This window comes from Tidjanibacter massiliensis, assembly GCF_900104605.1.
Lineage (GTDB): Bacteria > Bacteroidota > Bacteroidia > Bacteroidales > Rikenellaceae > Tidjanibacter > Tidjanibacter inops.
In genome coordinates this window covers 1917337-1930639 of record NZ_LT629960.1, presented here as the reverse complement: position 1 = coordinate 1930639, position 13303 = coordinate 1917337, and the positions used below count along the sequence as shown (strand labels likewise).

Genomic DNA, 13303 nt, shown 5'->3' with positions numbered 1-13303 from the left:
TGCTGTCATTTCGCCTGTTCTTCGAAATACTTGTCCGCCACACGCGGCATCTCCTTCTGGTACTCGCCCTTGAGGAGCTTCTCGCGGCAGGCTTCGAAACAGTTGAGCGTGTACTCCACATCTTCGAGGGTATGCACCGCCGTCGGAATGATGCGCAGGATGATTTCGCCCTTGGGTATCACCGGATAGGTCACGACGGAGCAGAAGAGGTTGAACCGCTCGCGCAGGTCGTACACGAGGTTCGTGGCCTCGTTCACGCCTCCTTTCATATAGACGGGCGTCACGGGCGAGAGCGTACCGCCGATATCGAATCCCTTGTCGCGGAATCCCTGCTGCAGGGCACGGGTTATCGTCCAGAGCCGCTCGCGGTATTCGGGATGCGTTTCGATAAGCTCGAGGCGCTTGAGCGCACCGATTACCATCGGCATCGGAAGGCTTTTGGCAAACTGCTGCGAACGCATGTTGTAACGGAAGAAATCTATCAGATATTTGTCACCGCAGACGAAGGCACCGATACCGGCCATCGACTTGGCGAAAGTGTTGAAGAGGACATCCACCCCGTCCACGCAGTTGAAATGGTGGGCGGTACCGCGTCCGTCGGGGCCCATCGTCCCGAAACCGTGGGCATCGTCCACGAGGAAGGTGAAATCGAAATCCTTCTTCATCGCCACGATTTCGTCCAGCTTGCCGAGGTCGCCCTTCATGCCGAACACACCCTCCGTAATGACGAGAATGCCGCCGCCGGTCTCCTTCACCAGTTCCGACGCCCGGGCGAGCTCCACGCGGAGCCGCTCCATGTCGTTGTGCGGATAGACGAAACGTTTGCCCATGTGCATGCGCAGTCCGTCGATGATGCAGGCGTGCGCCTCGGAATCGTAAACTACGGCGTCGCGGCGCGTCAGCAGGCAGTCGATAATGGATATCATCCCCTGATAGCCGAAGTTGAGCAGGAACGCATCCTTCTTGCCCACGAATTTCGCCAGACGGCGCTCCAGTTCCTCATGGTATTTGGTCTGCCCGCTCATCATGCGTGCGCCCATGGGAGCGGCCATGCCGAACTCCACGGCGCCGATGGCGTCGGCCTTGCGTACCTCCGGATGGTTGGCCAGTCCGAGGTAGTTGTTGAGGCTCCAGTTGAGAACCTCCTTGCCGCGGAACTTCATGCGGGGCCCTATGTCGCCCTCCAGCTTGGGGAATGCGAAATAGCCGTGTGCATAATCGATATACTGCCCAATCGGGCCGCCGGAATTATTCCTGATTCTCTCTAAGATGTTCACTTGAATTATGTTTTTGAGGTTATATATCAAACCGTTCGGCGAATCGCCGAAGAGACCGGACAAATTTAGCCATTATTACCGAAAGTAAGAGAAAATGCAATAAACTTTTTTGCATCTCGTTAAAGTTACGTAACTTTGTGCGCATTTGTACCGTGCGCGCCTGCAAACCATCACAGCCATGACAAAACCGGTCCTGAAAATAACGGTCTGTTCCGCAGTCCTGCTTTTGGCAGCAGGCTGCAGCGGTTATAACAAACTGCTGAAAAGCAACGACAGGGAGCAGATGTACAAGGCAGCGCTCGACTACTTCGAGAAGGGGAAATTCGACAAAACGCTGCAGCTCTTCGAGGAGATAGCGCCCTACTATCAGGGTACCGTCCGCGAAGACACCATCCTGTTCTACACGGCCGACGCACACTTCCGGTCGCGTGATTACCAGCTCAGCTCCATGGAGTTCGACGACTTCAGGCGCCGCTTCGGACGGAGTCCTTTCGTGGAGGAGGCGGAATACAAATACGCCATGGGTTTCTATTACATGTCGCCGCCGGCCAACCGCGACCAGACATCGACCTACATGGCGATAACCAGCATCAACGAATACCTGCAACGCTATCCCAACTCGCTGAAGAAGCAACTGTGCCTCATACGTCTCGACGAACTGCAGCAGACGCTGTACGACAAATCGTTCATCAACGCACGGACGTATTACAAGATAGGCCGTTACAAATCGGCGGTCGTCGCCCTGCGGAATGCGCTCAGGGAGTACCCCGAAACACCGCACCGGGAGGAGATACTCTACCTCACCGTGAAATCGTGCTACGAACTGGCGGCCAACTCGGTCCATGCGCTGCAAACGGACCGTTACCTCGATATGCTGGACGCATATTACACGTTCATTTCCGAATTTCCGGAGAGCGGATACCGCCGCGAACTCGACCGGTTGCAGAAAACCGCGAGGGAATACCTCGACAAACACCAGAGCGAAGCAACAGAATAAGAACAAGTATACCATGGACATCAAGAAAAATAACGTGCCCAACAACACGGTGACGCGAAAACTCACCGACATCGACGCACAGACAGGCAACATATACGAATCCGTCGTGGTCATATCGCGCCGCGCCAACCAGATAGCCACGCAGCTCAAACAGGAACTCAACCGGAAGCTCGCCGATTTTTCAAGCACCACCGACACGCTGGAGGAGACTTTCGAGAACAGGGAACAGATAGAGATATCCCGCTACTACGAAAGGCTTCCGAAGCCTACCCTCATCGCAACGGAGGAGTTCCTCGAAGGAGAAGTCTATTTCCGCAACGCGACGCCCGAGACAGAGCAGCAGTAACCGCCGGCTTCGGGAGCCTGCGGAAGAACGGACCCTCTGCCGTCGTGCGGCAGAAAGCACGGAATGTACACTCCGCCGTCCGTTCGGCACAGTCCCATGAACCCATGTTTTCAGGAAAACACATACTGTTGGGCGTAACGGGCAGCATCGCAGCCTACAAGGCCGCCGTGCTCACGCGCAGCCTCGTCAAAGAGGGAGCCGAAGTCAAGGTTGTCATGACGCCGCTGGCCAAACAGTTCATCACCCCCCTCACGATGGCCACGCTCTCCCGCCACCCCATCCTCGTGGATTTCTTCAATCCGGAGAACGGGGAGTGGAACAGTCATGTGAGCCTGGGAACGTGGGCCGACCTCTACCTAATCGCGCCCGCCACGGCCAACACCATCGGGAAAATGGCCCACGGAATCGCCGACAACCTGCTGTTGACATGCTATCTGTCGGCACGCTGCCCTGTCGCTCTCGCTCCGGCCATGGACCTCGACATGTACGCCCACCCCACAACGCAGGAGAACATCGAAAAACTGCGGAACCTCGGCGTACGCATCATCGAACCGGGCTCCGGAGAGCTGGCGAGCGGCCTGACGGGAAAGGGCCGCATGGCCGAACCGGAAGAAATCATCGAACAGGTGCGCGGGCTCCTTCCCTGACCATGTCGCTCCAAGGCAGATACCTCATCGTTACGGCAGGCCCGACCATCGAGCCGCTGGACCCCGTACGCTTTCTCTCCAACCACTCCTCCGGGAAGATGGGCTATGCGATAGCCGGCGCACTCGCCGCCCGCGGGGCGCATGTCGCACTCGTGAGCGGCCGTACCTGCCTTCCGACTCCGGCCGGCACCGAACGCATCGACGTACTCTCCGCCGAAGAGATGTACCGTGCAGTGATGGAACGTTTCCCGCAGGCGGACGGCGCCGTGATGTGCGCAGCAGTGGCCGACTATACTCCTGCGGAGGTCAGTCCGACAAAAATCAAGAAAGGGGACGGCGAAATGGTCGTCCGCCTGAAACGCACGAAGGATATCGCAGCGGAAGCAGGCCGGATGAAGGGGCATCGGCTGCTGGTCGGTTTCGCACTCGAAACGGACAACGAGCGGAACAACGCCCTCGACAAGATGCGCCGCAAGAACTTCGACTTCATCGTGCTCAACTCCCTACGCGACAAGGGAGCCGGATTCTCCGGCGACACGAACAAAATCACCGTCATAGACAGGCAGGGACACACCGACGAATACCCGCTGGAGGCAAAAACCGCCGCCGCGGCACGCATCGCCGACCGCATCGAAGCGTGGTTCGCCGCCGTACCGGAAAAACGGTAATCCCGACGAGCGGGGAAGGCCTCCCCTGTCCCGCATTTCCGTATCCGCCGCCGAACGCCGGCCTTTTCGTGCCGTTCAAAAAACAAGATTGCGCCCGAACGGAAATCGGTTTGCCATTATCCGGTTTTTATCACTATTTTTACGGGGTAAATTTCCAAGGCAGAGTCATGAGAAAAGGATTAACCGTTTTAGCTATGGCAATCGTTTCATTAGGGGCACCCTCCTGCATCGAACTGAAACAACCTCAGGAGCAGGTACAGACGGAGGAGTTCAAATGGGTAGTGGATACGTTCGACGACATCAAAGTATTGCAGTACAAAGTACCCGGCTTCGAGAACCTCTCCCTTGACCAGAAGAAACTCATCTACTACCTCAACCAGGCCGCCCTGAGCGGACGGGATATCATCTTCGACCAGAATTTCAAATACAATCTTCCCATACGCCGGACACTGGAGGCGATTTACACGAACTACCGCGGCGACCGCACTACAGCCGAATGGAAGGCCTTCGAGAAGTATCTCAAGAAGGTGTGGTTCGCCAACGGCATCCATCACCACTATTCGAGCGACAAGTTCACTCCGGAATTCAGCGAAGCCTATTTCGATACGCTCGTGGCATCGGTTCCGGCAGAGAAGCTGCCGCACGACTTCGGTTCCGCGGAACAGCTGACGGCAATCATCAAGCCGGTCATCTTCGACCCCGCTCTCTATCCGGTACGGGTGAATCAAGCAGCCGGAGCCGACCTGCTGAAGAGTTCGGCGATGAATTACTACGACGGGGTATCGCAACGCGAGGCGGAGGCATTCTACGCACGCATGGCCAAACCGGGCGACCCGCAGCCGATTTCTTACGGTCTCAACTCACAGCTCGTCAAGCAGAACGGAAAACTTACGGAACGTGTCTGGAAGACAGACGGCATGTATGCGCCCGCCCTCGAGAAGATAGTCTATTGGCTCGAAAAGGCCGCCGAAGTGGCCTCCCCCGTCCAAAAGGAAACGATAGAGGCGCTCATCTCGTTCTATAATACCGGCGACCTGAAAGAGTACGACCGGTTCAACATCCTCTGGGTGCAGGATACGGCCAGCATGGTGGATTTCGTGAACGGCTTTACGGAAGTGTATGGCGACCCCCTGGGGTACAAGGCATCGTGGGAAGCCATGGTGAACTTCAAAGATATGGATGCCACCCGTCGCACAGAAATCATCAGCGCCAATGCACAGTGGTTTGAAGACCACTCGCCCATACAGGAGAAATACAGGAAAAAGGAGGTGAAAGGGGTATCGGCGAAAGTCATCAATGCCGCGATACTCGGCGGCGACTGCTATCCTGCCACGCCGATAGGCATCAACCTCCCCAACGCCGACTGGATAAGGAAGGACTACGGTTCCAAATCCGTCACGATACAAAACATCACGCAGGCATACGCCGAGAGCAGCAAGGGCAACGGGTTCATCGAGGAGTTCATCTTCCGGCCCGAAGACCGCGAACGCATCACATTGTACGGAACCATCGGCGACAACATGCACACCGACCTGCACGAATGCCTCGGCCACGGTTCGGGGCAGCTCGCACCGGGCGTGAAAGGCGACGAGCTGAAACAGTACGGCTCGGTGCTGGAGGAGGCGCGTGCCGACCTCTTCAGCCTCTACTACATGGCCGACCCGAAGATGGAGGAGCTGGGGCTGCTGCCGGACGCGGAGGTGGCTAAGGCACAGTACGCCTCCTACATCTCGAACGGCATGATGACGCAGCTCGCACGCGTGGAACTGGGCAAAGACATCGAACAGACGCACATGCGCAACCGCAAAATGATAAGCGAATGGGCTTACGAACTGGGGCGCAGGGAGAATGTCATCGAGAAGGTAGTCAGCGACGGGAAGACCTATATCGTCGTCAACGACTTCGACAAGCTGCGTACCCTCTTCGGAAAGATGCTCCGCGAAGTGCAGCGCATCAAGTCGGAGGGCGATTTCGTGGCGGGACGCGACCTGGTGGAACGGTACGGCGTCAAGGTGGACCGCAAACTGCACGAAGAGGTGCTCGAACGCTACGGCAAACTCGGTATCCAGCCTTACAGCGGCTTCGTGAACCCGATATACACTCCTGTCATGGAGGGCGGCGAAATCGTGGACATCATCTACGAGTACCCGAAAAGTTACACGGAACAGATGCTGGACTACTCGTCAAGGTACTCTTTCCTCCCTTCGGTGAACTGACGCGGGGTACGTTTTTTCGAATGCCGGCATACCCCGGAAGGTATTCCCGCGTTCTTACGGAGACAACCCTTGTCGCCTCAGCGGGCGATTGAGTATACGGACCTTATGAAAAAGATGAAGATAAAAAAAGAAACACTGAAGCGGGCGGGCATCATCGCCGGCGGGGCTGCCGTTGCCGCGGCCATCGTCCTGCTCCTCCTCTTCGGGACGAAACGGTGCTCACACCCGACGGAGAGAGGCCTCCTCTCCGAAGAGGAAGAGATGTCGGCCCCCAATCTCATGTACGGCATCGAATATGAAAACTACGACGTCATCACGGAGAAGGTCGGCAGCGGACAAACCCTGTCGCACATCCTCGACGGCCTCGGCGTAGGCCCGGCCACGGTGGACCGCATCGACCGCGAAAGCAGGTCGGTATTCGACATGCGCGGCATGCGGGCGGGACAGCCCTACACGGCCTTCATGGAACACGATTCGCTCGGACGGAGGCTGCGCCACTTCGTTTACGAGAAAAATCCCACGGATTACATCGTGGTATCGCTCGCAGGCGACTCCGTAACGGTCAGGCAGGAGAGCAAGGAGGTGAAACTGGTACGCCGCAAGGAGACGGCGAAGATAGACAAGACGAACAATTCGCTGTGGAACGCTACGATTGCTGCCGGCATGCCGGCAAGCATTCCATGCGAAATGGAGGACATATTCGGCTGGAGCGTGGATTTCTTCGGGCTTCAGGAGGGCGACGAATTCACGGTCATCTTCGACGAGCGGTGGATTGACACCGTTCGGGTAGGTACCGGCATGGTGTGGGGAGCAGAGTTCCGGCACAACGGCAAACTTTACCGTGCCATCCCCTTCCGGCAGGACGGACGGGTGGCTTATTGGGACGAGAACGGCAACAGCCTGCGCCGACAGTTCCTGAAGGCCCCGCTGAAATACACGCGCATCAGTTCGCGTTTCTCCCCCTCGCGCCTGCACCCGATATACAAAGTGCGCCGACCGCACCTCGGCGTCGACTACGCCGCTCCTGCGGGGACGGAAGTGGTAGCCATCGCCGACGGCGTGGTAACCGAAAAACGGTGGGACAGCAAGGGCGGCGGCAATATCCTCAAGATAAAACACGCCAACAACTACATTTCAGGCTACCTGCACCTGAAGGGATACGCCAGAGGAATAACCGTTGGCAAACGGGTATCGCAAGGCGAACCGATAGCTTACGTCGGAAGTACCGGAGCATCGACCGGCCCGCACCTCGATTTCCGCATCTGGAAGAACGGGACGGCCATCGACCCGCTCAAAATTCCCTCCGACCCGGTGGAACCGATAAGCCCGGCGAATCGGGAAGCCTTCGAATATTTCAAAACCAACATAATCGCCGAACTGGAGGGAGAGGTTCCCGACGATGAAAAAATCGTCAGCCTCGACTATACGCCCGTGCAGCAGCACCGGATAGAAGACCTCGCCGGCAGCGACGAATAGCCCCACCGGGGGCCGGTACCTCCTTTCCCGAGGAGAGCCCGCGGGATGAGCGCTCCGCAGCACTGGAAGCCAGAGGCCGATTACGTCAGCGCCCCCTGCACAAAACCGCAACTGCTGCACCGGGCGGCAGATAAAAAGCAGGAGGCAACAACGAACCGGCAAGAAGCCGAAAACTGCCGGCAAACGACCGAAAACAGCGGGAAGAAAATCCCGGCCTGAACCGATTCGCTCCGGGTCTTCGGTCAGAATATCCGGCAGGAAAGAGCACGATTACGTACATGGCAAACGGGAAACATACGGACAACGGGGTAGACCAACGCATCGTCAAGTTCATCGGCCGCCACCACGTCATGACAATCGCGTCGGCGGCAACCGAATGCGGGCCCTACTGCGCCAACCTCTTCTATGCCTACATTCCGGAACGCAACCTTTTCGTATTCACCTCCGACGACCGCACGAGGCACTACCGCGAAATGTACCTGAACGGACGCGTAGCGGCCACCATCGTCCTCGAAACGCGCACCGTCGGTCAGGTGCAGGGTCTCCAGATACTCGGCCGCGCCGCCCTCGCCGAAGGAGAAGTTGCAGGAGAGGCCCGCAGTGCCTACCTGCGGAGATTTCCTTACGCCGTCGTGGCCGACCTCACGCTGTGGACGATGCGTCCGACCTCCATGAAATTCACCGACAACCGGCTCGGTTTCGGCAAAAAACTCCTGTGGCATGAATAACGCACGGAACACCGCTCCCGACCTTGGAAAATTTCACGGCCGACGCATCGCAGTCACCGGGGCGACGGGCATGCTCGGCAGCCATCTCGTGGCAGAACTGCTCCGTGCCGGTTACACCGACATCACGCTTCCGGTACGCGATGCGGGCCGCATCGCCGTCACGGAGGCCGCCCTCCGAAGGCTCGGCGTACACGCCCCCGAAGGCGCGCTGAAAATCATCGAAACACCGCTGACCGACCCCGTCCGGCTGGACGAAAAGGTACGGGACATCGATACGGTATTCAACTGTGCGGCGCGTATCATGTCGGGCGACATGACCACGGAACAGCTCATCGCCAACAACGTGGCCATCGCCCGTTCCGTCACCGACTGGTGCCTGACCACCGGCGTACGCAAACTGATACACGTGAGTTCCATCTCCGCCCTCGGCAATCCGACGGGCCCCGTCCTCCCTGTCACGGAGGAGTGCGACCCCGAAAGCGTGACGGATTATGCGGCTTACGGACAGAGCAAATACTACTCCGAACAGGAGGTACGCCGGGGTGCGGCGGCAGGACTCCCGACCGTTATCGTTTCGCCGGGCGTCATACTCGGCGAGGGCGATACAACAGGCAACAACAGCGCGGCGCTCATCCCCGCCATCAGCTGCGGACAGCCCTTTTATACCGAAGGGCTGATGTCCTACGTCGATGTACGCGACGTAGCGAGGGCCATGGTGCTGCTCGACGCAGCCCCGCAGGCCGTCGGAGAGCGGTTCATCCTCTCGGCCGGCGACCTGAGCTATCGGGAACTCATCACCCTCGGCGCCAGGGCCGCCCATCGGCCGCGTCCTTTCATCCGCATCGGGAAGGGGGCCGTCGATTTCGCATACGGCTGTATGCGAACAGGCATCGCACTGCATCTGATACGCGACCGGGGCGTCACACGGGAGAACCTCGGCAGCGTCCTGCGGACGACACGTTACGACGGTTCAAAGATAACGAGGTACTGCGACTTCGCCTATACGCCGCTCCCCGAAACGGTGGAACGGGTGGTCGCAGCCTCCCGAAACAGAAAAAAGAAGAGAGAGGCATGACGAACATCTCGGTCATCATCGTGGCTGGCGGTTCGGGCACACGAATGGGAGCCGCCGTACCGAAACAGTTTCTCCCTCTGGAGGAAGAGAAGACCATACTGGAAGCGACGCTGCGGAGATTTCTCGCGGCGCTGCCGGACAGCGAAATCGTCGTCGTACTTCCCGCCGCCGAAACGGAACGCTGGCGGGAGATATGCCGGCAGCGGAACATATCGGAGACCCACCGGCTATGCTCCGGCGGGGCAACGCGCTTCGAATCGGTCCGGAACGGAATCGCAGCGCTCGGTCCGTGCGACTATATCGCCGTGCACGACGGCGTAAGACCGCTCGTCACGGAACGCCTCATCCATACATGCGTCGCAACGGCGGAACGGTACGGGACGGCCGTCCCCGCCATACGCCCCGCCGATTCGTTCCGGAGGGTCGATGCGACGACGGGGAAGAGCAGGCCGGTAGACCGCGAGACGCTGCGGGCGGTACAGACGCCGCAGGTCTTCCGCGCCGACCTGCTGCGCAGGGCCTACAAGGCCGACTACCGCCCGGAATTCACCGACGACGCTTCGGTGGTGGAGGCGAACGGAGAACAGGTAACGCTCTGCGAGGGCGAACGCACCAACATCAAGATAACCTCGCCCGCAGACCTCCTCATAGCACGTATCCTGCGGCATGCGGGGGACGGGAAAGAGACGGACAGCCTATGAAACGACACACAACGGTAAAAGACACCTTCCGCACTTTCGACTACGGCCGGATGGACCGCAGGGCTGCCCGGCTCACGGTATGCTGGCTCCTGCTACTGGCCGCCATCCTGGCCGCCGTATGGTTCTTCTGGGGGGAGGGGGGCTACATCACGGCATGGGCCGTCTCCCTGCTCGGGGCAGTTGTCCTGCTCTACGTCATGTCCATTCCCCGCAGGGTGGTGGTGGGCGATACGGCGCTGGAAATACGCTGTATCGTGGAGATAACCCATATCAAATACGCCGACCTGCGGAGTATCCGGCGCATCCCGCCCGAAGCGATGAAAAAGAAGTTCGTCTTCTTCGGCAGTTACGGTTTTTTCGGCTACTACGGCTACTACATCGACGGCAAAAGCTGGGAAACGCTGAAACTCTACTGCAAGCAGTGGGACAACTTCATCGAAATTACGGACGCCTACGAAAAACGCTACATCATCAGCAGCCCGGCTCCCGACGACCTCGTAGCCGCCGTTACCAGAGCCATCCGCTACTACTCCGATTCGGCCCCCGGCGAATGACACAGCGGAGATACCGCTTCGCTGCCCCCCTTCCCCGTTAGAACAAAATATCCTAAATTTGCGGCGTCCGCCTTTCGCGGCACGACCATGCCATGAACGTCAAGACCAAAGGATACACGCTCGCCTGCATATCGGCAGTCACATACGGCACGATACCGCTTTTCGCACTTCCTATCAAACATGCCGGCTATTCGTTCGATACCGCGCTTTTTTACCGGTTTCTGTTCAGCGCCATCCTCATCGGCGTCTACCTGTTCGCTAAAAAGAGCGCCATGCGCGTTTCGGGAAAGGAGCTGGGGACGCTCGCCGTTCTGGGAGTGATGTATTCGCTTTCGGCCCACTTCCTGTTCGTGGGATACGACTACATGTCCGCCGGAGTGGCCTCGACCATTCTGTTCCTGTATCCCGTCTTCGTGGCCCTGATAATGGGACTCTTCTTCAGGGAGAAACTCTCATGGGTGATGTGGGGAGCGATAGCCCTCGCGCTGCTGGGTGTCGGCGTACTCAACGGAACCGGCGGGGAGGGCGGGATGAATCCCGCCGGAATGGTGGCGGTACTGCTCTCGGCCCTCGCCTATGCTCTTTACATGATAATCGTGAACAAATCCTCGGTCAGAAAGATGGAGGGGACGAAAGTCACCTTCTACTCCATGCTGTTCTGCGCCGCCTTCTTCCTGCTGCGGGCCCTTTCGCGGGATTCGTTCACCCCGGCCATGACATTCGGCACGGGCATCAACATCCTGCTGTTCGCGCTCGTTTCCACCGTCATTTCGCTCATAACGCTTGTCAATGCCATCAAACTCATCGGTTCGACGCCGACCGCGGTCATGGGTTCGCTCGAACCCGTGGTGGCAGTCCTCATCAGCGTCGCCGTCTTCAACGAACCACTGACCGGCCGGCTGGTCACAGGCATCCTGCTGATAATCGGCGCCGTAACGCTCACGATACTCTCCGAACACGTCGCCGAAGCGATGAAAAACATCCCGTTCATCCGCAGGAGATAGACCGGCAGCCGCCCGGCAACGTACCGCCGGACATGCCAATGTCATTTTTTGGTAAATAATGAAAAAAACATTACTTTTGTATTACTTCGGATATTTGGACAACAGGGGAAAATAACAGGACAAATCAGAAAATGTTCCGTCCACGACACTTCATAACGGTGGCAGCGGTCTGTATGATGGCCGCAGGCTGTACGAGCAGAGACGACGGGAGAGTCAATATGGAGATACTTCTCTCGACGGTGTGGTGTGGGGAGCGTTTCACGCCCGACATACAGCAGAACACCGTTCCGGAGAGGGATGCGGAATCCGCCCTGTTCCTCTATATATTCGGAGAAGACGGCATCCTGTCGGTCTTCGCCGCAGAAGGGGAAGGGACCGCCTCGGAGCCCGTCGAACAACTGCGGTACATCTACACCCCCAAAGCCGCGGAGATGGTGATAGATTCATACGGAACGTTCACCGTACGGGAGATATCGGTCGAGCGGCTGTGGCTGGAGGGGGTCACCGGCAGCCTCGACCTTCGGTTCCATGCGGACACGGACGCGGTTCCGGAAAGGGAACGAGCTGCGGGGCTTCCGCACAACGGACAAAAGAGATAAACGATGCACTGGAAAAACCTCATTCTCATGTTGGCCGCCATCCCGGCACTCTGTCCGCTCCAGTCTTGTGACGCAACGAAGGAAGAGGCGCTGCTGAACGACCTGACGGAGGGATACTGGCGGGAAGAACAGGACGAAAACAAACTGCTGGTACGCTTCTCCGGTTCCGAAAGTCTTTTCTACTACGCCTGCTCCGGTCCGGACAAGGCCGGCCGGTACGACGCATACTACGATACATCCATCCAATCCTATACACAATACGCCATCGACGTCCGGAACGGGCGGCTCTGCCTGCTTCCTGACGCATGGTACGACATTCTCGTACTCAACAGTACCACCCTCACGCTGGGAACGGACGACGGGGAGACCGTAAAATTCATCAAGGTCCCGGCCGAATCCGTTACCGTCATGTCCCGGGAAGAGTATCTCGACAAACACCCGGAAACCTTTCCGGAAAATTAACCGAACCGAAAAAATGAAAACGATAGCGCAACGCTTTATCCTCTCCGTATCATTCGCAGCAGCCCTGCTGCTGGCCGGATGCCGCACCGATATCCTACGAATATCTGTACGACTGCCTGTGGACGGTGGCCGACTTCGCGGAAAACGCCGACGGATTGCCCGAAATGCTGGCCGACCCGAACGGCGCGGTCTTCTTTCAGAAGGCGGGCCATACGATGTCCGTATTCAGGAAACGGAACGACACGGACGAAAACACGAGCCTCAAAACGGCGTATGCCCTGGAGACTCAATGCACGTACAGTGTGGATACCGAAAGCGGCATCATCTCCGTCTCAGGCAAGGGCATGGAGTGCTACTTCCGCATCGAACGGCTGAACGACCGGGCCATGACGCTCTGCTACCGTTCCGACCGGAACGAATACGTGGCATTCTCACGCTGCCTGCTCTCCTCGGTAACTTTCGTGGAGTAGCGCAGAGCGCCGCCGGCGAGTCCCGCAATCTTGTGGCCCTAAAATTTGCTCCCGGCATCTAAATATATTATCTTTGCAACCCG

13 protein-coding genes and 1 pseudogene are annotated in these 13303 nt (G+C 58.1%); 13 read left to right on the top strand and 1 reads right to left on the bottom strand.

What is annotated here, in order from left to right; translation table 11 throughout:
• Positions 1–5 precede the first annotated feature (5 nt).
• Positions 6–1277, bottom strand: a complete 1272-nt coding sequence (locus tag BQ5361_RS09180) for an aminotransferase class I/II-fold pyridoxal phosphate-dependent enzyme (RefSeq protein ID WP_035471480.1) — start codon at positions 1275–1277, stop codon at positions 6–8.
• 178 nt (positions 1278–1455) lie between these two features.
• On the opposite strand from BQ5361_RS09180, the gene BQ5361_RS09175 reads away from it, so the two are divergent.
• From BQ5361_RS09175 to BQ5361_RS09115, 13 genes and pseudogenes are all read left to right on the top strand, one after another.
• Positions 1456–2274: an outer membrane protein assembly factor BamD gene (locus BQ5361_RS09175; RefSeq protein ID WP_022062864.1), complete on the top strand. Its 819-nt coding sequence runs from the start codon at positions 1456–1458 to the stop codon at positions 2272–2274.
• 13 nt (positions 2275–2287) lie between these two features.
• Positions 2288–2620: a DNA-directed RNA polymerase subunit omega gene (locus BQ5361_RS09170; RefSeq protein ID WP_022062865.1), complete on the top strand. Its 333-nt coding sequence runs from the start codon at positions 2288–2290 to the stop codon at positions 2618–2620.
• Between the two features lie 104 nt (positions 2621–2724).
• Positions 2725–3935: pseudogene (gene coaBC / locus BQ5361_RS09165) on the top strand (bifunctional phosphopantothenoylcysteine decarboxylase/phosphopantothenate--cysteine ligase CoaBC).
• 167 nt (positions 3936–4102) lie between these two features.
• Positions 4103–6151, top strand: a complete 2049-nt coding sequence (locus BQ5361_RS09160) for a dipeptidyl-peptidase 3 family protein (RefSeq protein WP_035471258.1) — start codon at positions 4103–4105, stop codon at positions 6149–6151.
• A gap of 114 nt (positions 6152–6265) precedes the next feature.
• Positions 6266–7627, top strand: coding sequence for a peptidoglycan DD-metalloendopeptidase family protein (locus BQ5361_RS09155; RefSeq protein ID WP_022062869.1), 1362 nt, complete (start codon positions 6266–6268; stop codon positions 7625–7627).
• Between the two features lie 278 nt (positions 7628–7905).
• Complete coding sequence (locus tag BQ5361_RS09150; RefSeq protein WP_022062870.1) at positions 7906–8355, top strand: pyridoxamine 5'-phosphate oxidase family protein; 450 nt, start codon at positions 7906–7908, stop codon at positions 8353–8355.
• The gene (locus BQ5361_RS09145) at positions 8348–9430 is read left to right on the top strand and encodes an NAD-dependent epimerase/dehydratase family protein (protein ID WP_035471260.1); all 1083 of its coding nucleotides are present in this window, start codon (positions 8348–8350) and stop codon (positions 9428–9430) included. Before BQ5361_RS09150 ends, BQ5361_RS09145 begins: the two co-directional genes overlap by 8 nt.
• Entirely contained in the window at positions 9427–10131 is a 705-nt protein-coding gene (locus BQ5361_RS09140; RefSeq protein ID WP_035471263.1) for a 2-C-methyl-D-erythritol 4-phosphate cytidylyltransferase, read from the top strand. The genes BQ5361_RS09145 and BQ5361_RS09140 overlap by 4 nt, the downstream gene beginning before the upstream one ends.
• A complete protein-coding gene (locus tag BQ5361_RS09135; RefSeq protein WP_052130925.1) occupies positions 10128–10685 on the top strand; it encodes a PH domain-containing protein in 558 nt (185 codons plus the stop codon). Before BQ5361_RS09140 ends, BQ5361_RS09135 begins: the two co-directional genes overlap by 4 nt.
• A 92-nt stretch (positions 10686–10777) precedes the next feature.
• A complete protein-coding gene (locus BQ5361_RS09130) occupies positions 10778–11689 on the top strand; it encodes a DMT family transporter (protein ID WP_035471265.1) in 912 nt (303 codons plus the stop codon).
• A gap of 131 nt (positions 11690–11820) precedes the next feature.
• Positions 11821–12288 (top strand): hypothetical protein, encoded by a 468-nt coding sequence (locus tag BQ5361_RS09125; protein ID WP_022062875.1) that lies wholly within the window; start codon positions 11821–11823, stop codon positions 12286–12288.
• A gap of 3 nt (positions 12289–12291) precedes the next feature.
• Positions 12292–12750, top strand: a complete 459-nt coding sequence (locus BQ5361_RS09120) for a hypothetical protein (RefSeq protein WP_035471271.1) — start codon at positions 12292–12294, stop codon at positions 12748–12750.
• A 125-nt stretch (positions 12751–12875) separates the two neighbouring features.
• Positions 12876–13220 (top strand): hypothetical protein, encoded by a 345-nt coding sequence (locus BQ5361_RS09115; protein ID WP_035471274.1) that lies wholly within the window; start codon positions 12876–12878, stop codon positions 13218–13220.
• Positions 13221–13303 lie beyond the last annotated feature (83 nt).